The sequence below is a fragment of the Delftia sp. UME58 genome (assembly GCF_014170385.1).
GTDB lineage: Bacteria > Pseudomonadota > Gammaproteobacteria > Burkholderiales > Burkholderiaceae_C > Comamonas > Comamonas acidovorans.
Map to the genome: position 1 here is coordinate 21,332 of NZ_LZZV01000020.1, position 21,909 is coordinate 43,240.

General features: G+C 66.9%; 20 protein-coding genes. 15 read left to right on the forward strand and 5 right to left on the reverse strand.

Annotation, left to right across the window (positions count from 1 at the left end; genetic code table 11):
- Positions 1–26 precede the first annotated feature (26 nt).
- From A9976_RS07320 to A9976_RS07360, 9 genes are all read left to right on the forward strand, one after another.
- On the forward strand, positions 27–1,841 hold the full coding sequence (locus A9976_RS07320; protein WP_183018451.1) for an ABC transporter ATP-binding protein: 1,815 nt from the start codon (positions 27–29) through the stop codon (positions 1,839–1,841).
- The gene (locus A9976_RS07325; protein WP_183018452.1) at positions 1,835–3,628 is read left to right on the forward strand and encodes an ABC transporter ATP-binding protein; all 1,794 of its coding nucleotides are present in this window, start codon (positions 1,835–1,837) and stop codon (positions 3,626–3,628) included. The genes A9976_RS07320 and A9976_RS07325 overlap by 7 nt, the downstream gene beginning before the upstream one ends.
- Complete coding sequence (locus A9976_RS07330) at positions 3,625–4,629, forward strand: iron chelate uptake ABC transporter family permease subunit (protein ID WP_310889375.1); 1,005 nt, start codon at positions 3,625–3,627, stop codon at positions 4,627–4,629. Before A9976_RS07325 ends, A9976_RS07330 begins: the two co-directional genes overlap by 4 nt.
- Positions 4,629–5,591 (forward strand): iron chelate uptake ABC transporter family permease subunit, encoded by a 963-nt coding sequence (locus A9976_RS07335; RefSeq protein ID WP_183018453.1) that lies wholly within the window; start codon positions 4,629–4,631, stop codon positions 5,589–5,591. Before A9976_RS07330 ends, A9976_RS07335 begins: the two co-directional genes overlap by 1 nt.
- A gap of 64 nt (positions 5,592–5,655) precedes the next feature.
- Positions 5,656–6,711: a siderophore ABC transporter substrate-binding protein gene (locus A9976_RS07340; RefSeq protein WP_310889376.1), complete on the forward strand. Its 1,056-nt coding sequence runs from the start codon at positions 5,656–5,658 to the stop codon at positions 6,709–6,711.
- A gap of 86 nt (positions 6,712–6,797) precedes the next feature.
- Positions 6,798–9,320: a TonB-dependent receptor gene (locus A9976_RS07345; RefSeq protein WP_183018454.1), complete on the forward strand. Its 2,523-nt coding sequence runs from the start codon at positions 6,798–6,800 to the stop codon at positions 9,318–9,320.
- A gap of 149 nt (positions 9,321–9,469) precedes the next feature.
- On the forward strand, positions 9,470–9,790 hold the full coding sequence (locus A9976_RS07350; protein WP_183018455.1) for a helix-turn-helix transcriptional regulator: 321 nt from the start codon (positions 9,470–9,472) through the stop codon (positions 9,788–9,790).
- Positions 9,791–9,861: 71 nt separating this feature from the next.
- Positions 9,862–11,394, forward strand: a complete 1,533-nt coding sequence (locus tag A9976_RS07355) for a sigma-54-dependent Fis family transcriptional regulator (protein ID WP_183018456.1) — start codon at positions 9,862–9,864, stop codon at positions 11,392–11,394.
- Positions 11,395–11,490: 96 nt separating this feature from the next.
- Positions 11,491–12,633, forward strand: coding sequence for a DUF4272 domain-containing protein (locus A9976_RS07360; RefSeq protein WP_183018457.1), 1,143 nt, complete (start codon positions 11,491–11,493; stop codon positions 12,631–12,633).
- A gap of 170 nt (positions 12,634–12,803) precedes the next feature.
- On the opposite strand, the gene A9976_RS07365 is transcribed toward A9976_RS07360, so the two are convergent.
- On the reverse strand, positions 12,804–12,941 hold the full coding sequence (locus A9976_RS07365; protein WP_183018458.1) for a hypothetical protein: 138 nt from the start codon (positions 12,939–12,941) through the stop codon (positions 12,804–12,806).
- 71 nt (positions 12,942–13,012) lie between these two features.
- Between A9976_RS07365 and A9976_RS07370 the strand changes: the two genes are divergently transcribed.
- Both A9976_RS07370 and A9976_RS07375 read left to right on the forward strand, forming a co-directional pair.
- Positions 13,013–13,402: a hypothetical protein gene (locus tag A9976_RS07370; RefSeq protein WP_310889377.1), complete on the forward strand. Its 390-nt coding sequence runs from the start codon at positions 13,013–13,015 to the stop codon at positions 13,400–13,402.
- 82 nt (positions 13,403–13,484) lie between these two features.
- A complete protein-coding gene (locus tag A9976_RS07375) occupies positions 13,485–13,634 on the forward strand; it encodes a TonB-dependent receptor (RefSeq protein WP_232245885.1) in 150 nt (49 codons plus the stop codon).
- A gap of 60 nt (positions 13,635–13,694) precedes the next feature.
- On the opposite strand, the gene A9976_RS07380 is transcribed toward A9976_RS07375, so the two are convergent.
- The 4 genes from A9976_RS07380 to A9976_RS07395 form a co-directional block, all read right to left on the reverse strand.
- Entirely contained in the window at positions 13,695–14,381 is a 687-nt protein-coding gene (locus tag A9976_RS07380; RefSeq protein WP_232245884.1) for a hypothetical protein, read from the reverse strand.
- 28 nt (positions 14,382–14,409) lie between these two features.
- Entirely contained in the window at positions 14,410–15,153 is a 744-nt protein-coding gene (locus A9976_RS07385) for a hypothetical protein (protein ID WP_183018460.1), read from the reverse strand.
- Between the two features lie 23 nt (positions 15,154–15,176).
- On the reverse strand, positions 15,177–15,617 hold the full coding sequence (locus tag A9976_RS31330; RefSeq protein ID WP_259649136.1) for a hypothetical protein: 441 nt from the start codon (positions 15,615–15,617) through the stop codon (positions 15,177–15,179).
- A 250-nt stretch (positions 15,618–15,867) separates the two neighbouring features.
- A complete protein-coding gene (locus tag A9976_RS07395) occupies positions 15,868–16,101 on the reverse strand; it encodes a hypothetical protein (RefSeq protein WP_183018462.1) in 234 nt (77 codons plus the stop codon).
- A 73-nt stretch (positions 16,102–16,174) separates the two neighbouring features.
- Between A9976_RS07395 and A9976_RS07400 the strand changes: the two genes are divergently transcribed.
- The 4 genes from A9976_RS07400 (at position 16,175) to A9976_RS07415 (ending at position 21,771) form a co-directional block, all read left to right on the forward strand.
- A complete protein-coding gene (locus A9976_RS07400) occupies positions 16,175–16,840 on the forward strand; it encodes a S24 family peptidase (protein WP_183018463.1) in 666 nt (221 codons plus the stop codon).
- Positions 16,841–16,993: 153 nt separating this feature from the next.
- Positions 16,994–17,473, forward strand: coding sequence for a S24 family peptidase (locus A9976_RS07405; RefSeq protein ID WP_183018464.1), 480 nt, complete (start codon positions 16,994–16,996; stop codon positions 17,471–17,473).
- 562 nt (positions 17,474–18,035) lie between these two features.
- Positions 18,036–21,110 (forward strand): IPTL-CTERM sorting domain-containing protein, encoded by a 3,075-nt coding sequence (locus A9976_RS07410; protein WP_183018465.1) that lies wholly within the window; start codon positions 18,036–18,038, stop codon positions 21,108–21,110.
- Positions 21,111–21,324: 214 nt separating this feature from the next.
- A complete protein-coding gene (locus A9976_RS07415; RefSeq protein ID WP_183018466.1) occupies positions 21,325–21,771 on the forward strand; it encodes an acetyltransferase in 447 nt (148 codons plus the stop codon).
- Positions 21,772–21,909: the final 138 nt, after the last annotated feature.

Here is a 21,909-nt window from a genome sequence, read left to right on the forward strand (position 1 = left end):
TCCCGCCATGCCTTCCAGGAAATCCCATGCACTCCACCGAGGCCGATGACGCCCAGGCCGGCCCCGGCCCCATTGCGCAAACGCTGCAGCCCATCCGCGCGCAGCTTGTTCTTGCCGCACTGCTGTCGTTTGCGGGCGCCGTGCTGGCGCTGGCACCGCTGGCCGGCATTGCCCACATCGCGCGGCTGGCGCTGGCCGATGGCGGCATGGTGGCGGCCGAGGCCTGGCGCGTCATCGCGCTGTGCCTTGCCTGCCTGCTCGCGGGCATGGCCCTGGTGTCGTCGAGCGAGCTGGTCGCCCATCTGGCCGACAACCGCCTCACCCACCAGTTGCGCCTGTCGGCCATGCAGCGGCTGGCGCGCGTGCCGCTGGGCTGGTTTACCGAGCGGGCCTCGGGCCAGGTCAAGCAGGCCATGCAGGACGACGTGGCCACCCTGCACGAGCTGACCGCGCACTTCTACACCACGGTGGGGCGCGGTGCGGGCACGGTGGCCGCTTCTGCGGTCTACCTGGTGGCCATGGACTGGCGCATGGCCCTGGTCTCCGCCCTGCCGTTCGGCATCTTCTTTCTGGTGATGCGCCATGCCATGCAGGCCAGCGGCGCCCACATGCCGGCCTTTGGCGCGGGGCTGGCGCGCATCAACAACGCCGTGGTGGAGTTTGTGCACGGCATTCCCGTGGTCAAGGCCTTTGGTGCCAGCGGGCGCGCCCATGGCAGCTACCGCGAGGCCGTCGATGGTTTTACCGACGCCTTCCTCGGCTTTGCGCGCCCGCTGGTGTCGGCGCGCGCCAATGCCAATGCGCTGATCGCGCCCGTGGCCGTGCTGGGCGTGGTGCTGGCCTTCGGCACGCTGTTCACGGCCCTGGGCTGGATGGCGCCCGTGGACGTGCTGCCCTTTGCCCTGGTGGCGCCGGGCATCAGCGCGCCGCTGCAGCTGCTCAGCTTCAACCTGCATGCGCTCAACCACGCCACGGGCGCCGCCCAGCGCGTGCAGGCGCTGCTGCGCACGCCCGTGCTGGAGCAACCGGCCGCCGATCAATGCAGGCTGCCCCAAGGCTGCGAAGTCCGCTTCGAAGGCGTTGGCCATGCCTACGAGGCGGGGCATGACGTGCTCAAGGGCATGGATTTCACGCTCAGGCCCGGCACGGTGACCGCCGTGGTCGGTGCCTCGGGCGCGGGCAAGTCCACGCTCGCCCGGCTGTTGCTGCGTTTCTTCGACCCGAACGAAGGGCGCATCACGCTGGGCGGGGTGGACCTGCGGCAGATCGAGACCCGGCAGCTGTACCGCCACCTGGCCTTTGTGCTGCAGGACGTGCGCCTGGTGCACGCCAGCGTGCGCGAGAACATTGCGCTGGGCCGGCCCTCGGCCAGCGCGCAAGAGGTGGAAGAAGCGGCGCGCGCCGCCCACATCCATGAACGCATCCTGGCGCTGCCGCGCGGCTATGACTCCGTGATCGGCGAAGACGCCCAGTTGTCCGGCGGCGAGCAGCAGCGTGTGAGCATTGCGCGCGCCGTGCTGCTGGATGCGCCCGTGCTCGTGCTGGACGAGCCCACGGCCGCCGCCGATGCCGAGAGCGAGGCCACCATCCAGGAAGCCCTGTCGCGCCTGGCCGCCGGACGCACCCTGCTGGTCATCGCCCACCGGCTGGACACCGTCATGCATGCGGACCAGATCCTGGTGGTGGAGGGCGGAGCCATCCGCGAGCGCGGCCGCCATGCCGAGCTGCTGGCGCTGGGCGGACGCTACGCACGGCTGTGGGCGCTGGGCGGGTATGCACCCCCGCCCACGCAAGCCCAGCCTTTCACCCCCGCCCTGGCCCCGGAGCTGCCGCCATGCTGAAGACCCTGATGCAACTGCTGGGCGACGATGCCCGGCTTTTCCGCCGCTATGCCTGGATGGCCGTGCTGCATGGCCTGCTCGGCGGCCTGGTCGTCACCGCTCTTGTGCCTGTGCTGTCGCGCCTGCTGGCGGGCGATGTGCGTGGTGCCGCGGCCTGGCTGGCCGTGCTGCTGGCCGGCGTGGTGCTGTGCTGGGCCTGGCAGCGCCAGGTGGAAAAAGCCGGCCTGGGCCTGGGCGCCGCCGTGCTGCGCGTGGCACGCCACCGCCTGGGTGACCATGTGGCCAGGCTGCCCGTGGGGTGGTTCACCCCTGAGAACACGGCCCGGCTCAATCACGTCGTTTCGCAGGGAATGATGGAAGTGGCCCAGCTGCCCGCCCATGTGTTCACGCCCGTGTTCAGCGGCGCCGTGGCGCCCGTTGCCGTAGTGGCCGCGCTGTTTGCCCTGGACTGGCGCATGGGCCTGATCGCGCTGCTGGCGTTGCCGCTGCTGGCCGCCGTGCTGTGGGCCACGGCGCGCATGGCCCGCCGCGCCGACGAGCGCCTGCAGCGCAGCATGGCCGGCGCCAGCCAGCGCATGGTGGAGTTTGCGCAGGCGCAGTCGGTATTGCGCGCCTTCAACGGCGAAGGCGGTGGCACACGCTGGCTGGAGCAGGCCCTGGGCCGGCAGCGCGCATCGGGCGCGCAGTCCATACGCCTGTCTGCGCTGTCTGGTGTGCTCAACGGCTGGGCCGTGCAGGCCGTTTTTGCGGCCTTGCTGGTGGCCGGCGCACTGTGGCTGGACGAGAGCCTGGGTGCCGCCTCCGCACAGGGCATGGGCATGGCCGCCGCCATTCCCGTGATCGTGGCCCTGCTGCTGGCCTGCCGCCATGTCGATCCGCTGCTGGAGGTGGCCGGCTACGCCGACTCGCTGCGCGCCGCGCGCGTGCAGCTCGATGCCGTGCGCGACATCCTCGCGGTCCAGCCGCTGCCCGAGCCTGCCGTGCCCCAGGCGCCGCGCGATGCCTCGGTGGAGCTGCGCGACGTGGTGTTCCGCTACGCGCCGGGCCAGCCCGAGGTGCTGCGCGGCCTGAGCCTGCGCGTGGAGCCGGGCTCGATGACGGCCCTGGTGGGCGCCTCGGGCTCTGGCAAATCGTCCGTGCTGCGGCTGATCGCGCGCTTCTTCGATGTGCAGCAGGGCCGCGTGCTGGTGGGCGGCATGGATGTGCGCCAGATCGCGGGCGAGCGGCTGGCCGGGCAGATCAGCCAGATCTTCCAGGACAGCTACCTTTTTCAGGGCTCCATTGCCGACAACATCCGCATGGGTCGCCCGCAGGCCAGCGATGCCGAGGTGATGGAAGCCGCGCGCCAGGCCGGCGTGGCCGAAATCATCGAGCGCCTGCCGCAGGGCCTGGACACGCCGGTGGGCGAGGGCGGGGCGCGCCTGTCGGGCGGCGAGCGCCAGCGCATCGCCATTGCCCGCGCGCTCATCAAGGATGCGCCCATCCTCCTGGTCGATGAGGCCACGGCCGCGCTGGATGCCGAGAACCAGGCCGCCATCACCCAGGCGCTGGCACGGCTGCGCGGCCGGTGCACGCTGATCGTGATTGCCCACCAACTGTCCACCGTGGCCATGGCCGACCAGATCATCGTGCTGGACCAGGGCTGCGTCAGCGAGCAGGGCCCGCCGCAGCAGCTGGCGCATGCCCAGGGCCTGTACGCGCGCTTTCTGGCGCGGCGGCGCGCCGCCAAGGGCTGGCGCATTGCGGGAACGCGCACGGGAACGGACACGGGCGAGGACCTTCGTTGAACCCGCTTGCGAAGCCAGGGACGAAGACGCAGGCCCCGCGCCTGGTGCCATGGCTGCTGCCGTTTGCCGCGCTGTGCTGCGCATCCGTGCTCACCGGCGCGCGGCAGGTGGACTGGGGGCAGCTGCTGTCGCTGTCGGGCGATGCCTGGCTCACCCTCACGGCCAGCCGGCTGCCCCGCCTGGCAGCGCTGGTACTCACGGGCATAGGTCTGTCGGTGTGCGGCGTGGTGCTGCAGCAGATCGTGCAGAACCGCTTTGTGGAGCCTGCTACCTGCGGCGGGCTGGATGCGGCCAAGCTGGGCATTCTGGTGTCGCTGACGGTGGCGCCCGCCTCGGCCTTCACCTCGGGCGCGTGGGGCGTGGCCTGGCGCATGGTGTTCGCGCTGGTGTTCTGCCTGGGCGCCAGCCTGCTGTACGTGGCCATCATCCGCCGCATGCGCCTGCGCAACCTGGTGCTGGTGCCCGTGGTGGGCCTGATGTACGGCAGCGTGCTCAGCGCCATCGCCGAGTTCTACGCCTTTCGCCACAACCTGCTGCAAAGCATGCAGGGCTGGCTGCTGGGCGACTTCTCGCGCATCGTGCAGGGGCACTACGAAATCATCTACCTCATCGTGCCCATCGTGGCACTCACCTATGCGTTTGCGCACCGCTTCACCGTGCTGGGCATGGGCGAGGGCATGGCCACCAGCCTGGGCCTGAGCTATCCGGCGCTGGCCACGCTGGGCCTGGTGCTGGTGGCCGTCACCGTCTCGGCCACGGTCATCACCGTGGGCGCCATTCCCTTCGTGGGCCTGGTCATTCCCAACCTGGTGGCCCTGCGCTGCGGCGAGAACCTGGGCCGCACCCTGCCCATCGTCGCGCTCAGCGGCGCCTCGCTGCTGCTGGCCTGCGACATCGTGGGCCGGCTGATCATGCACCCCTTCGAGGTGCCGATCGGCCTGACGGTGGGCGGCGTGGGCGGCGTGCTTTTCCTGGCGCTCATCCTGCGCAGGAGGCCGTGATGCGCAAGGCCTTGCCTCACATAACCGCATGGATTGCGGCTGCCGTGGTGGTGGCCGCGCTGGCGGCCTGCTTCGTGCTCCTGGGCTCGGGGCTGGACTTCGGCTACGTCATTGCACGGCGGCTGACGCGGCTGTCGGCCATCGTCATCGGCGGCATCTGCATTGCGCTGTCGTCCATCGTCTTCCAGACGCTTGCGGGCAACCGCATCCTCACGCCCGCCATCATGGGCTACGAGGCGGTCTACCTGCTGCTGCAGGCGCTGCTGGTGCTGGCCATGGGCGTGCAAAGCCTGGTGGTGCTGGGGCCCGGCGGCAACTTCTGGCTGTCGGTGGCCTGCATGCTGGGCTACTCCTGGGCCCTGCACCGCTGGCTGCTGGGCGGGGGCCGCGACAACGTGTACTTCCTGCTGCTGCTGGGCCTGGTGCTGGGCATGGTGATCGGCACCTTCACGCAGTTCGTGCAACTGCGCATCAGCCCCGGCGAATTCTCGGTGCTGCAGGGCTACAGCTATACCTCGTTCAACCGCGCGCGGCCTGCGCAGCTGCTGTGGTCGGCGCTGATCGTGGCCGTGGCCTGCGTGATCGTGCGGCGCAGCCTGCCCGTGCTGGATGTGCTGGCCCTGGGGCGCGAGCAGGCCATCTCGCTGGGCGTGCACTACCAGCGCCAGCTGCGCCTGCAACTGGCGCTGATTGCAGCACTGGTGGCGGTGTCCACCAGCCTGCTGGGGCCCACGGCCTTCATGGGCATCTTCGTGGCCCACATCAGCTATGCGCTGGCGGGCACGGCACGCCACCGGGTCACGCTGCCGCTGGGCTGCGCCGTGGCCGTGTCCATCTTCATCGCGGCGCAACTCGCGGTGGAGCATGTCTTCAACTACCGCACGTCGGTGGGCATCCTCGTCAACCTGGTGTGCGGCAGCTACTTTCTCGCGCTCATGGTGCGCGGGCGCGACCGGGTCTGAGCGTGCCCACAAGCCTCCAAAAACCGTCAACGCAATGCATTCCATTTTTCAGGAGAGAAAGCCCGTGACCCGTCTGTTCCGCATTCCCCATCACGCTTCCATGCTGGCCCTGGCCCTGGCCCTGGCCCTGGCTGCTGCCCTGGCCTTGTCGGCCTGCGACCGGCCCGCCACCCCGTCGGCACAGCCCGCAGCGCCGCAGGCGGCGGCCGGCGGGTTCAAGCCCGTCACCGTGCAGCACCAGCTGGGCACCACGGTGGTGGAGCACCTTCCGCAGCGCGTGGCCGCGCTGGACATGAACGAGGCCGACTTCCTCGACCAGCTGGGCGTGCCCATTGCCGGCATGCCCAAGGACTTCGTGCCCCACTTCCTGGCACGGTACAAGGACGATGCCGGCGTGCAGGACCTGGGCTCCATCGTCCAGCCCAACCTGGAGCGCGTGCATGCGCTCAAGCCTGACCTGGTGCTGATCTCGCCTATCCAGGCCAGCGCCTACCAGGAGCTGTCCGGCTTTGCGCCCACGCTGCATTTCGATGTGGACTTCAGGAACAGCGGCGCACGGCACCTGGACACCGTGCGCGATCATCTGCTGACCCTGGGCCGCATCTTCGGCAAGGAGGACCTGGCGCGCGCCAAGGCCGCCGAGATGGACGACAAGGTTGCCCAGGCAAAGCGCGCCACCGACGGCCGTGCGGAGACGGCCCTCATCGTCATGCACAACAACGGCGCCTTCAGCTCGTTCGGGCCGCAGTCGCGCTACGGCTTTGTCTTCAACGCACTGGGCGTCAAGCCCGCCAGCACGGCGGCCGAGGCCGACCTGCATGGCCAGCCCGTCTCCAGCGAATTCATACAGCAGGCCAACCCGGACATCCTCTACGTGATCGACCGCACGGCCATCATGCAGCGCCGCCCCGGCATGGACGCCACAGGCATGGACAACCCGCTGCTGCGCCAGACCCGTGCCTGGAAGAACAACCGCGTGGTCTTCGTCGATTCAGAGGCCTGGTACGTCACGGCGGCCAGCGTGACCTCGGTGAAGCTCATGGTCGATGACGTGCTCAAGGGCTACGGCGATGCGCCAGCAGCGGGCGCGGGCCCGGTGGCAACTGCGGTTGCAAATTGATCGCATTCTCGATTGAGGGTTTGGCTTTCTCGTTCGGAAGACAAGGTGAAACACCCAACGCCTACCCGAATCGAAAGGAGTCCCGCATGGCACTACGCCATCCATCCCGCCCCGCGCAGAACGGCGCATCGCGCGCCCTGCCGCACCCGGCCTTTGCCTCCAGGCACACGGCCATCGCCGTGCAAATGCTCTGCATGGCGGGCCTGGCACTGGGCGGCCTGGCCGTGGCCATGCCGTCCGCGCTGGCGCAGGCGGCTGCCCAGGGGGCCGCATCTGGAGCTGCCTCCGGGGCGGCACCCGGCGAGGCCCGCCGCGCCTTCAACATCCCCGCCGGTCCGCTGGGCCAGGCGCTCAACGCCTTTGCCGCAGCGGCCGGCGTGGAGCTGACGGTGGATTCCAGCCTGCTGCAAGGCCGCAGCAGTGCCGGCCTGTCGGGCAGCTACAGCGTGTCCGAAGGCTTTGCCGAGCTGCTGCGCGGCCAGGGCCTGCGCGCGCTGCGCGAGGCCAACGGCAGCTATACCCTGGGCCGCGACCGCAACGCCGCAGCGCCCGTGGAGGGCGGCGTGCTCCTGCCCGCCGTCACCGTGCGCGCACAGGCTCAGCAGGCGCCGGAAGCCTATGCCGGGGGCCAGGTCTCCACCGGCGGCCGCATGGGCCTGCTGGGCGACAAGGACTTCATGGAGACGCCTTTCAACACCATCAGCTACACCGAGAAGTTCATGGCCGACCGCCAGGCCCGCGACATCACCGACGTGATCTCGGCCGCCGACCCCACCGTGTTCAGCACTGGCATGACCGGCATCATCAGCGAGAACTACTCCATTCGCGGCTTCAGCTCCAGCATTGGCGATGTGACCTTTGGCGGGTTGTTCGGCGTGGCGCCGTTCTACCGCGCATCGCCAGAAATGTTCGAGCGGGTGGACGTGCTCAAGGGCCCCTCGGCCCTGCTCAACGGCATGCCGCCCGGCGGCTCGGTGGGCGGCACGGTCAACCTCGTGCCCAAGCGCGCGGGCGACGAGCCGCTCACGCGGCTGACCACCTCCTTCATGTCCGATGCGCAACTGGGCGCACACCTCGACCTGGGCCGTCGCTTTGGCGAGCGCAAGCAGTTCGGCATCCGCTTCAACGGCGTGCTGCGCGACGGCGACGGCGCCGTGAACCACCAGGAAAAGGAAACCCGGCTGGCCTCGCTGGGCCTGGACTGGCGTGGCGACCGTGCCCGCCTGTCGGCCGACCTGTACAGCAGCGATGACCGCACCGACGGCCTGAACCGCGGCATCAACCTGGCCGCAGGCCTGCCCGTGCCCAGGCCGCCCAAGGCCGACACCCTGCTCAACCCCAGCTGGGCCTTCTACGACACCAAGGACAAGGGCGCCATGGTGCGCGGCGAACTCGACCTGGGCGACAGCGTCACGGCCTATGCCGCCGTGGGCACCAGCAAGACCCGGTACCGCTCCACGGGCGCCTACCTGATCCAGGTCTTCAACACGGCCGGCGACTACCGCACCAACCTGGCCGACCTGGGCTTCGAGATGGACAAGAAGTCGGCCGAGGCCGGCCTCAAGGGAAAGTTCAACACGGCCGGCGTGGGCCACCAGTGGGCGCTCAACGCCACCTACTACACGCATACCGACAAGCAGTTCGGCCGCCGCAACGTGCTGGCCCAGGACTGGATCACCAACATCTACAACCCCGTCTGGGGCCCGGCCACCAGCTTCAACGCGCCCCCGATCTCGCGCACCGAACTGCGGCTGACCAGCATCGGCGTGGCCGACACCCTGTCTTTTGCGCAGGACCGCGTGCAGCTCACCCTGGGCCTGCGCCGACAGCAGGTGCTCAGCGACACCTTCAACGTGGCCACGGGCGCGCGCACCGCGCGCTATGACGAAGGCGCCACCACGCCCGCCGCCGCGCTGCTGGTGAAGGCCAGCGAGCGTGTCTCGGTCTACGCCAACTACATCGAAGGCCTGAGCCAGGGCGCCACCGCACCCATGACGGCGGCCAACGCGGGCGAAGTGTTCGCTCCCTACAAATCCCGGCAAAAGGAGCTGGGCCTGAAGCTGGACCTGGGCGACTTCGCCCACACCTTCAGCCTCTACGAGATCCAGCGCCCCAACGGCTACACCGATCCTGTCTCCAACGTCTTCTCCTTCGCCGGCGAGCAACGCAACCGGGGCGTGGAATGGGGCTTCTTCGGCAACGTGGCCACGGGCGTGCGCCTGATGGGCGGCATTGCCTACGTACAGCCCAAGCTCACCCGCACGGCAGGCGGCGTGAACCAGGGCAAGCTGGCGGCGGGCGTGCCCCGGCTGCAGGGCAAGCTGGGCGTGGAGTGGGACGTGCCTGCCCTGCAGGGCCTGACGCTGACGGCCAATGCCACCACGGCCTCCAGGCAGTACATCAATGCCGACAACTCGCTGTCCGTCCCGGGCCGCACCGTGTTCGACGTTGGCGCGCGCTATGTGACCACGGCGGCCGGCCATCCGCTCACGCTGCGCGGCAGCATCACCAACGTGGCCAACAAGGCCTACTGGGCCACGCCGCTGTGGACCAGCCTGGGTCTGGGCGCACCGCGCACTTTCATGCTGTCGGCCACGGTTGATTTCTGAGCGATGGCACGGCGCCTTGCCGTAGATCAAGCCGAGCCCGAGCCGGGCCGAGCCTGCGCTGCCGCCCTGCGGGCTATAAACTAGCCCGATGGGGCGGCGAGCATGCCGGCCCTCCTGCCCACCCGCCATTACCAGGATGACAGACGCCTATGGACAGCCGCAATGACAGCATGGACCTGAGCGACGACAGCGTGTTCGAGAGCGCTGCGGAGCTGTTCCGTGCCATGGCGGCGCCCGTGCGCCTGAAGATCATCAGCGTGCTGTGCAATGGCGAGAAAAACGTGACCGAACTGCTCGCCGACATCACCACCACGCAGCCCAACATGTCCCAGCACCTGAACACGCTGTACCAGGCCGGCGTGCTGGGCCGGCGACGCGAAGGCGTCAGCATCTACTACTTCATCGCCAACGCGCAGGCGGCGCAGATGTGCCGCGCCATCTGCGCCCAGGTCGCCATCGCGCAGGGCTGAGCGCGGCAGACCCGCAGGCGGCAAAAAGGGATCTCAAGGGGACTCAAGGCGACTCGGCTAGGATGCCATCCATGCCGCCCACACCCACCCTGGTCCAGCCCCTGCCGCTCGATGCCGACGGCATCCTCGCGCTGGCAGCGCGCTCCATGTTCCAGCTGTTCTCCACCATGAGCCAGGGCATGTTCCTGGCCGACAGGGCAGGGCGCATCGTCTGGGTCAACGAGGGCTACCAGCGCTTCCTGCCCGACCTGGGCGTGGCCTCGGTGGACGACTTCCTGGGCCACATGGTCGAGGACGTCATCCCCAACACCCGCATGCGCAGCGTGCTGGAAACCGGCGAGCCCGTGCTCATCGACCTGCTCACCAACCGCGCCGGCACCTTCGTGGTCAGCCGCATCCCGCTCAAGGACGATGCGGGCGCGGTCATCGGCGCCATCGGCATCGTGCTCTTCGACCAGCCGGAGACCACGCTGCAGCCCCTCATCAGCAAATTCGCCGTTCTGCAGCGCGACCTGGACGAGGCCCGGCGCGAGCTGGCCGCCCAGCGCAACCGCAGCCTGCGCGTGGCCGTGCAGGGCGAGCGCCGCGCCAAATACAGCTTTGCCAGCTTTGTCGGCAGCAGCCCGGCGGCCGTGGAGGTCAAGCGCCAGGCACGCCGCGCGGCCCAGTCGCTCAGCCCCGTGCTGCTGCTGGGCGAAACCGGCACCGGCAAGGAACTGCTGGCCCATGCCATCCACGCGGCATCGGCCCGCACCGGCGGCCCCTTCGTCACCGTCAACATCGCCGCCGTGCCGGATGCCTTGCTGGAGGCCGAATTCTTCGGCGTTGCCCCCGGCGCCTACACCGGCGCAGACCGCAAGCCGCGCGACGGCAAATTCAGGCTGGCCGACGGCGGCACGCTGTTCCTCGACGAAATCGGCGACATGCCCCTGAACCTGCAGGCCAAGCTGCTGCGCGCGCTGCAGGAGGGCGAGATCGAGCCGCTGGGCTCCAACCAGCTCGTGCGCTTTGACGTGCGCGTGGTGGCCGCCACCTCGCGCGACCTGCCGCAGATGGTGCGTGACGGCCGCTTCAGGGAAGACCTCTTCTACCGCCTGCACGTGCTGCCCATCCGCGTGCCGCCGCTGCGCGAACGCAGGCGCGACATCCCGGCCCTGGTCGAAGTCCTCTCCGAAGAACTGGCCCTGCGCAACGACATGCCCCCGCCAGAACTGCTGCCCGACGCCCTGGCCCTGCTGGCTGGCCAGACCTGGCGCGGCAACATCCGCGAGCTGCGCAACGTGCTGGAGCAGGCCGCCATGCGCAGCGAAGACACCGCCATCAACGCAGAACAACTGCGCGAAGTGCTGCGCTCATCCGGCGTGGAGCCCGCCGCCCCCGCGCCCGGCCCCGAGACTGCGCTCGCCCCGTCCCCTGCCCACAACAGCCCCGCCGACACCGACCTGCTGCGCCCCCTGGCCCAGCAGGTGGCCGAGCTGGAACGCAAGGCCATCACCGCCACCCTGGCCGCCAACAGCGGCAACAAACTGGCCACGGCGCGCCAGCTGGGCATCTCGCGGGCCACGCTGTATGACCGGATGGCGGTGCTGGAGCTGGGAGGCTGAGTCACCCGCCATCTGCAGGCCGTACCGTGGCCAAGAGGCAGGGCGATTCCTGCTGTTCTCAATCCCGCAAGCAATCCCGGAACCAAGCCCGTGAACATGAAACACCTCCTCGCCCGCCTCAGGACCGCATTCAGCAAGCCCGCCCCCGAGCCCGCTCGCCAACAGGAACACCAGCAAACCCAGCACCAGCAGCACGAACCCCAGTCGGATGCCGCAGAAGACGAAGTACTCATCAACGCCTACTGCACCGTCTGGGACTTTCCCGCGCTTGACTTTCCGCACACGCTGGCCGGGCGCCGTGATCTTTCGGACCCTGAGCTGGCGCCCCATCTTTCCGGCTTTGTCGGCTATGTGCTGGGGCGCGGCGATGGGCAGATGACGCGCAACCGCTACCACGCCATGCGCCACATCCAGCGCGTGCAGCAGCACCTGAGCCTGGGCATTGCGCCGGCCCAGCTCGATGCCTTTGCCGGCTGGGCACAGCGCGCCAACGCCATCGCCTTTCTGAATGACGGCAGCATCCGCGACCCGCAAGGCCGCATCCTGCTGGATGCCAACGGCGCCGAGCCTGATGACCAGGCTGCGCTGCCCTATCCGCAGCAGGCCTGGCAGCGCAAGCAGCGCAGCGAGCAGGCGCTGGCGCAGCGCGGCTTCACGCCAGCGGCCAGCCTGCCGCCGCTGATCTCCGAGCCCGAACTGCGCATGCGCGCACCCGACGAGATCGCTGCCCGCGCCTTCGCCCTGCTCACCGTGGCCGTGCGCGCCGAATCACTGAACGGTGGTGAACCACTCACGCCCGAGCAGCTGTTCCAGCGCCTGCCGGCCGCCCAGGCCGCGCTCACCCCCAACGAGCGCGAGTTCATGGCCACTGCCCGGCCCTCCGAAGAGGCCATCGCCAAGTTCGGCTGGCGCTACGAAGCCGCGTATTTGCTGGAATGGGCGCTGGGCCTGGTCGATACGCTGCCGTTCCCCGACGCCATCTGCGACGTGCCGCTCACCTCGCGCACCCTGCTGCAGGCGGGCGCCCTGCATGCCGCACGCATGCGGCCCGACAGCGAAATCCTCGACGCCCTGGACCAGCACTACCGCCTGCACTGGATCGTGCGGCAGGCCCAGGTGCAACAGCAGCCCGCGCCAGCCGGGCTGAGCGCCGACGTGCTCATGGAGCGCCACCATGCGCTGAACTGGCTGGTGCGATTCGAGGGCAATGACTGGGATGACGTGGATACGCCGACCTGAGGCGTGCTGCACAGGGCGCATCAAGAACCCATGCGGATCGGGGCGAGCACTATTGCACTGCTTGCCCTATCTGAAAATCCGGTCGAATGCATACCTGCACGTGGCCTGCAATTCCTTGGGAGAAAGCTTTCGATCTGCCGGAACGGGCGCGGCCTGCGGGATTGCATCAGTCACATGCGCAAAGCTCGCATCCCACCCTCTTGCACATGGGGCGGCACACCGCTGACATGGCCCAGCTTGAGCGCATCGGCGGCGGCGATCAGGCCCAGACAGCGCTCGCCGGGAGAGCGGTCCAGCAACTCTCGCAAAGTCCGATAAATCCTGGAAATTGGGTGATCTAACCGGGGTTTTATATAAGGGATGCTCAGGAGATGATTTTGTGAAAGTCAAATATAGTAAAAAATGGATATTTATCATCCTGGGAGTGGCGGTTGCGGTATTGCTTTTGCTTTTCATGACACCAAGGAAACAAGGTGAGAGCATCAGCCCGCGCGGCGTTTACAGGGTTGAGTACTATTACGTGCCATTGGCCCAGAAACTGATTTATCACCAGATGAAAATGCCCATGACTGTGCGTCTGTATGAAGTAAAAACAGGCAGACTTATTTCTGAAAGCGCTGTGGTGGATCTTTGGCTGAATGGCTCAATATATTGGTATCTTGAACCGCCAATGAATAACATCATGGTGGGAAATGATGTGATATTTGAAAATATTCCAAGGGAGTGCCAAGATTGCCCAAGATTAACTCTTGAGCAAATGGCAAAATAGGTCATCGTTGCCCGTAGATACGGACTACCGGCCACAACACATCCCGCTGCGCCGCCGTCACCACATGCAGTCAGCTCTAGCCATGAACCTCAACAACGTCTTCGACAAGCGCTACTGGATCCCCGGCTTTGTCGAACAAAACGGCAGCAACGACTTCGGTGACTCGCGCAACGTCATGTTCACGCTCATTACACGCCGCGCATCTGAGAGGCAGGCGTGCGCGGCGGACTGAGGGCACGGGCCGTGCGCGCATTGCCACCACGGCCCAACTCAGGCCCCACTCAGGCCCCACTCAGGCTGAACCCACGCCCAACTGCTCCAGCGTGATGCAGGCCAGCCACCTGCATCCATCCGATGGCCAGGCGGCGTCATCCGAGATGCAGCGTCCGGTGGCATCCATCTGGATGCGGGTGACGTGGCGGTCGGCCCCGGGCCTTGACCGGCGGGCGGGCATGGCCAGCAAGGCTTCGGGCAGCGGCTGCGCTGGTGGATAGGGTTCAAGGCGCGTGAGATTTTTTGCAGAGCGCAGGCGCAGCGGAGATCGCTCCATGCCGATCACCCAGGTCCAGAAGAGCGCCGGGCAGCGAAATCTGTGACCTGGCATTTCCAACAGCAGCATGGCGCTGCCGCCCCGCTGCATGGCTTGCGCACAACGCAGCGGAGCGAGGGCGGGGAAATTCTCAAGCTGCGCTCTCCAGCCGGGCAGCAGCAACGCCAGAACCTGCGCCAGCTCTTGCGGGCCGGGCTGTGGCGTCAACTGCAGCGGCAATTGCACCTGCAGCCAAGCCCGTTGCCGCAGCACGGCAGCGCATCGTCTTGCGCACCACCAGGCGCCCTGCGGATCGGGCAGGCACTGGGCATCGGGAACCGTGGGCAGTGTGGCCCAGCGCGTCTTGCGCGTCGGTGTATCCACCTCGTAGCGCCATTGCGTATCAAAGCGCAGGCCGGGCATGAAGGTATGAATGGGAGACCTGGGCATGCGCATTGCGGCTGCAGATCCACCAGCGTCAGGCCGGTGGAGGCCTGGCAGCGAGCGTGACCGTGCCAAGCCACTGGCAGGGGAGCCAGGGGCCGTCCGCACCATGCAGGTGGCAGGACCCGTCGGCATGCACCTGGATCCGGGTGGCGTATCCGCTGGACCAGGGGAGGGTCGAGCCGAAGGGCAGTGCAAGCAAAGCCTTGGGAGCGGCCATGGCCTGTACTCCCGCTGATGGCAAGGCCTCGGATGCAACGCAATCGTCGGTGCACGACAACGGCGACTCCGGCTCGTACCCCACCACCCAGGCCCAGAAAATGCCGGGCTTGGGGCCGTCGCATTCCGGTGACTCCAGCATCAGCAAGGCACTTCCTTCCTGCTCGACCGCCTGGGCGCATAGCAAGGGCGTCTGGGCGCATTGAAAATGTGCCTGCACGTCCCAATCGGGCAGCAGCACATCAAGGATCTGCGCCAGCTCCTGTACGCCGGGAAGAGGGGGCAGCTGAGCGGGCAGTTGCAGGAACAACCAGTGGTGCTGCTCCAGAACCACGGCACACCGGCGAACGCACCACCAGGCGCCATATGGGTCGGCCGGGCCAACAAGGTCGAAGGCCATCGGCAGTTGTGTCCAACTGGTCTTGCCGGCTTGCGTACACCTCCTGTATTGCCAGTGACCGTCAAAGCGCAGGCCGCCCATGAGGCGTTGACCGGGACTTGCTGGCTCCAGCGGAATTTCCCGCTCGTACTGCTCTGGCGCGAGATTGGACTTCTGCATTTTTTCGGGTCAGGAAAAGCCGGTCAGGAAAAGCGGTCGTTGTTGGCAAGGTCGTTGCTCAGTGGCTCCAGCGTGATGGTCGCAGTGCACCGGTATCGGCTCCCGCGCGCATCAATGCCTTGCGCATCGCACAGCCCTTTGTCATCCACCGTCACCCTCAAGGCGTGGTTCCATGCCAGGGGCGAGCCGAACGGCCAGACCAGCAGGGCGCGAGGGCGCCCGGGCATTTCAAAGGCTGAAATGCGCTTTGCACGCTGGAGTCTCTCGTGCATTTCCACGCCGATCACCCAGGCCCAGAAAACCGCTTGCGCGCCATCGCTCGAATCTTCGGCCTGAAGTTGCAGCAAAGAGCAGCCACCGGCAAGCAGCGCGTCGGTGCTGCGCAGCAGGGGCGCCTGTGTCGAGGGCTCATGGAGCACCTTCACGTTCCAGTCCTCAAGCATTGCGCCCAGGGCCAGTGCCACATCGCCACATTCCGGCTGCGCAGGCAAGCCCGAGGGCAGATGCGCGGAATGCCAGGGCCTGCGATTGAGCACTGCAACGCACTGGCGCACGCACCACCAGGCCCGCTGTGGATCTGCTGCAGCCACGCCGCCTGCCCGGGTTGCCGGCAGCCTTGCCCAATAGGTTCGGCCAGACGGCGTGCGCGCCGCGTAGTTCCACAGTCCGTCAAAGCGAAGCCCCGGGGCGAAGCGGTGGGTGAGGTGAGCGGTCTCAGCCATGTGCAGCCTTGTCGGGCTGGGCTGTGGGCCTTATGCCGCACGGAGTCTTGATGCCGCAGCGTTTGCCGATGCGCATGAGCGCGAGGCCCAGCGAGGTGCGCGGCTCCTTGGTTTTGCCTAATGCGAGGTCAGAAATCGTTGCTTGACCGCAGCCCACTTCGCGGGCGATCTGGCTTTGACTGACACCCTGCGCTGCAATTTTGGCGAGGTAGTCTTTCCATTCCATAGCGTCATGCTATCGAAAAGTCGATTTTTATTCAATCGAATTTGAAGTATCGGTTTTCCGTAAGCTACGGAGCATGTCAACCGATTTCGGCCAACGTCTCAAAAGCGCTCGCAATCTCGCGGGCCTCACCCAAATGCAGCTGGGCCGTCTGGCGGGCATGGGGCAATCGACCATTGCCGACCTTGAGAGAAGCGGAAGCGGCACGTCCAAGACAGCCACGCTCGCTTCGCTGTGTGGTGTCTCGGCGCTGTGGCTTGAGTGCGGCAAGGGCCCCATGTCGGCCGACGCCGCAGCGCTGCAGCTCCAGCTGCCCAAGGGCATGCGCCGCTATCCGTTGCTCGGCATGCAGCAGGTCGGCGCTGGCAGCACACAGGACGCGATGGGCGACTCCGATGATGGCGAGGTCCTGTTCATCGAAGTCGCCAGCGACAGCGCATCGCCTCATGGGTTTTTCGTGCAATTGGACGACAACTCCATGGCCCCGGAAATCCGCGAAGGGGACCGCGTGCTCATCGACCCCTCCCTGCCGCCCCGGCCGGGGGACTGCGTACTGGCCACCGACTCCCGGCAGCGGGCCATCTTGCGCAAGTACCGGGTGCGTGGAATAGACAAGGCCGGCGCGGAAATCTTTGAACTGGTGCCACTCAACGAAGACCATCCCACACTGCGCAGCGACGAGCAGGTGCTCCAACTGCGCGGCACCGGCGTCGAGCACCGCAGGCGGCTCCAGGCCCGGTAAAAGATCGGGACTACCCGCGGCCGCACCGGTCTTTGCCGTTTGCGTTGAGCGGCTGGGTGCAACGCCCCTGGTGCATCCCATGGCGGTGGTTGGTGAATGGCATGAGCGAGTCTCCCGGCTCGGGCCGACAATGATTGGTTCAAGACAGGCCGCATGGACAAGATGTGGCTTCCCGTGGCCGGAAAGATCCTGAGCGTAGACCTGCTTTTGGACGTTGATGTGTCCGCAGATGGTGCAGCCTCGGCGGTGGGGCGCGCCTTTCCCCCGAGCTTTACGGGTCCGTCCCGCCGCCGCAGGATTCGCCTCGTGGAGTTCGGAGACGACAGTCCCTCGCAGGGTGCTTTCTTCCTTCAACTCGATGGCGACTCCATGTTCCCCGAGTTCCGCGAAGGTGACCGTGTGCTGATCGATCCTGCCGTCACGCCGCAGCCCGGCGACTATGTGGCCGCCGAGTCCGGAAAGAATGAAACCCTGTTTCGCAAGTACCGGCTGCTCGGCCACGATGACAGCGGCGAGGAGGTCTTTGAGCTGATGCCGCTCAACCAGGACCATCCCGTTATGCGCAGTGACAACTACGAGCTTTCCGTGATCGGAACCATGCTGGAGTTGCGCCGGAAGTTTCCGCGACCGTGAACCGAGGATCTGCCAGTGTGCGCAGTTCCGTGAACACCGGCTTGGCCAGTAGTCCAGCTTCTGGTCTGATATCGACCCATTTGGTGGCGCTCATCTGTTGCTTGAGGGTGTCGGCTTTGCAGCGAAAGCAGACGTCGCGCCTGCTGGGCTGATTGACCGCAACCAGCCTCCCACAGGACTCTCGTACCGCCGACTCAGCAGCGGCATAGTCGCTCGATCCTGACAGATATATTCCCACCGACGCCAACACCATTTGTGACCATGGCGAGAGCTGAAGCGCGTGCCACCGGCATGGCTCCGCCCACGCCCTCCACACCCGCGTCGGCCGAGTACGCCGACTGGCTGCCCAGCCTGCACGTCTGAACATCCAGTCAAGCGCGGCACGAACGCACAGTCAAGCCGCCAGGGCTGCGCGCCCGCAAGATGGCCGGCAGTGCGCATCCACCCGTGCCACATGCTTCCATGAATACGGCTTTCAGCGCTTGATGCACAAGCGCTGAAAGCATTTTTCATGGCCGATCGCGGCTGGGTGGAACACAGCTCCACCCACCCACCACATCGCATGAAAACCCTTGCCCTTCGAATTGCCGCGCTGCTGCTGACGACAGCAGCTTCAGTGTCTGCTGGTGCAGTCACGGTATTCGACAACCTGGCAGCCGCCAATGACCCGTGGCTCATCCAGCACAACTCCAGCTACCACACCAACCTGTGGGTGGCCAACCGCATCCCGATTGGCAGCCAGTCGCTGCGCATCACGCAGGTGAAGATGAATCTCACCCAGATCGACCAGTTCGAGCTGCAAGTGTGCGCAACCGATGCCAGCGCCACCACGCCGTTCGTGGACATGACGGCCTGCGCTCCCTTCACCGCCGACGCGGCCGTGCCAGGCATGCGCGTGTTCACAGGCGACCGCATCGTGGCGGCGGGCGACTTTGCCTGGGTGGTGGTGCGCAGCATCGGCCAGACCATGATCCGCCGCCAGATCACCACGGCCACCAATGACGGGCTGACCTGGTACTCGGGCGCGAGCCACAACCCAGCCTGGGTGGCCGAGCCGCAGACTTCCATCGGCATGACGGTCGAGGCCGGTTCCGTGCAGCTCGATGGCGTGTGCGGCAGCGCCAGCAGCAACACGCCTCGCCGCTATCCGCCAGACTCCTTGCTGTGCAGCGTGGGCACGACCAGCGGCGTGATGGGTGATACCTACTCCTTCACCTGGGTGTGCCAGAGCAGCTACGGCGGCAACCCTTCGCCGCAATGCTCCGTGCCTCGCACCTACCTCGTTGCCTCCCAGGCCACGGGCGGAGGCAGCATCGAGGCGGGGCGCGATGTAGCGGCGGGGCAGCAGGCCAGCTTCACGCTCACCACGCCGCCGGGCTACACGGTGCAGGTCAGCGGCTGCGGCGGATCGCTTGCAGGCAACACCTACACCACTGCGACCATTACCGGCAATTGCACCATCAGCGCCACCTTCGCCCCGCCGCCCACCAACGGCGCGTGTGGCAGCACTGCGCCTTCGCTCACCTTGCCAACCCTCTTGTGCAGCGCCGGTTCGGCCACCAACCAGTCTGCCGCGGCCGATGCCTTCCGCTGGGATTGCGCGGGCATCAGCGGCGGCACCACGGCCACTTGCCTGGCACCGCGCCAATACATGGTGACCGTCAACACGGATGCGGGCATCGCCAGCGCACAGTGCACCCCGAACCCCGTGACCCATGGCTCCAGTGCCACCTGCACGGCCACGGTGCACGACCCTGTCGCCCGCCCCTTCAGCGGCTGGGGCGGCGCATGCAGCGGCACGGGGGCTTGCCAGCCCCTGGTTCTCGGGACTACCACCGTCTCTGCCAACACGACGCTCATCACCTACGCCATCACCACCACTGCCACCACGGGCGGGAGCATGTCGTGCACGCCCAACCCCGTGCCCCACGGCCAGAGCGCTAGCTGCACTGCCACGCCGCAAACGGGCTTTCAGTTCACCGGCTGGACGGGCGATTGCGCGGGCTCGGGTGCATGCCAGTTCACCAACGTGACCAGCGCGCACAGCGTGGGAGCCACCTTCGCGCCCATTACCTACGCCATCGCCACCCCCGCCGTCACCGGCGGCAGCGTGAACTGCACGTCCAACCCCGTGCCCCATGGGCAAGACACTATCTGCGTCGCCTCGCCCGCTATGGGCTACCACTTCACCCATTGGTCGGGCGATTGCTCGGGCACTGCCAGCGCGTGCATTCTCTACAACGTGACCAGCCCGCGCAGCGTGAGTGCCACATTTGTGCTCAACACCTATTCCATCGGCATCGTCCCCGCCCCGGTCAACGGCACAGTCACCTGCACGCCCAACCCCGTCACCCACGGCCAGGATGCAAGCTGCACCGCCACGCCCGATGCGGGTTACCACTTCACCAGTTGGTCGGGCGATTGCACGGGCACGGGTGCATGCCAGTTCACCAGCGTGACCGCGTCGCGCACCGTCTCGGCCACCTTCACGCCCAACACCCACTCCATCGCCACCCCCACCACAACCAACGGCACGGTCACCTGCGCACCGAACCCCGTTAACCATGGGCAGGGCGCAAGCTGCACCGCCATGCCCGATACGGGCTATCACTTCACCAGTTGGTCAGGCGACTGCGCGGGCACGGGTGCATGCCAGCTAACCAACGTGACCAGCCCGCGCAGCGTGAGCGCCACCTTCGCGCTGAACACCTACCCCATCAGCATCACCCCCGCCACAACCAACGGCACGGTCACCTGCGCACCCAACCCCGTTAGCCATGGGCAGGCCGCAAGCTGCACCGCCATGCCCGACACGGGCTATCACTTCACCAGTTGGTCAGGCGACTGCGCGGGCACGGGTGCATGCCAGCTCACCAACGTGATCAGCCCGCGCAGCGTTTCGGCCACTTTCACCCACGACCCGGTCGATGCCACCTGCGGCTCAGCGACCATCGGTGCTGTGGCCTTCAAGCCCAGCGCGAATCTGTGCGCCACGGGCACGCCAGGGGCCGTGCTATCCGCTAGCGGCCAATACAAATGGCAGTGCAGCGGTGAATATGGCGGCGCAGCGCAGCTGTGCAGCGCACCGTGGCAGGGTGCGGGCGGCAACGGCAATCTGGGGGCGGTGGAGGTGGACAGCGCGAACGGCTGGGAGATCAGCAGCGCCGCCTTTGCCTCCACCTTGCCCGCGCCCTTGCCGTCTCATGTGCGTGCGGTGCACGCGCCGCTGGGGCTGGTGCTAGGGCGTGTCGCCGGCAATGCAGATGCGCAGGTGACCGTGCACTTCACCACACCAGTGCCGCAGAGGGCCGTTTATTACAAATACGGCCCCAGCCCCGACGGGCTGGGCTGCACCGGCGCTGCCTGCGCGCAGCCGCACTGGTATGCGCTGCCCGGCGCGCAGTTTGCGCCCGACGGCCTGAGCGTGACCTTCACCCTGGCCGATGGCGGCGTGGGTGACAGCGATTCCGTGCCCAACCAGATCACCGACCCCGGCATGCCCGTGCTGCTGGCCCCGCAGGCCATCCCCGCACTCGGCCCCTGGGCGCTGGCGTTGCTTTCGCTGCTGGCGGCGGGTCTGGTGGCGGTGCGTCGCCGAGCGTTGAGCGGTGGTTGCGCACCGCTGGTCAGAAAGTGAAGCCAAGCTGTCACCAAGGCAAAGCCGTCCCAGCGACGGGTTTCAGATGAGTTGCCGGCGGGACACAGGGGCTCCGCAAGGTTTCCTATTGCGGCCCACGCATAGGCGCTGCCGAAACAACGCCGCCGTTCAGTGTGTACAACTGGGGCCGAGGCGACTTCGCAGGTGTGTACCGTCATACTTCACGCAACGCTGAATCATTTGCAAAGTTGCCATGTACACACTCCGCACATCACGTCCTGAAGATGGTGCTGCTCTGGTTGACCTTTGGCGGCGTTCCGTAGACGCCACCCATCACTTTCTCAGTCCCGATGATCGAAAGGCAATCGATGCCGAAGTGGTCGAGTTTCTACCGCATGCGCCGGTGACTGTTGCTGTCGATGAACATGACCAGCCCCATGGCTTCATGCTGATCGATGGCACGCACATGGAGGCGCTGTTCATCGATCCGGATGTCCGTGGCACCGGCATCGGCCGCAAGTTGTTGCAGCATGGATTGGCGCTGCACGGGGCATTGAGCACAGACGTCAACATGCACAACTCCCAAGCGGTTGGCTTCTATCAACGGATGGGGTTCGTTGAAACTGGACGTTCGGAGGTGGATTCGCAGGGACGCCCTTATCCTCTTATTCACCTGCGATACCTGCGATACCTGGGCTAGCTGGAAGCAGGCCGCTGCGGCTTGGCGAGGCAAGGGTGCTGCTCGTATGGGGCCTGCTTTGCATCAGCAGCAACCCCGCACGGTGGACTGCTGCCGACCCTTGGTTGACCGCTCAGATACACCGTCAGCAACTACCGT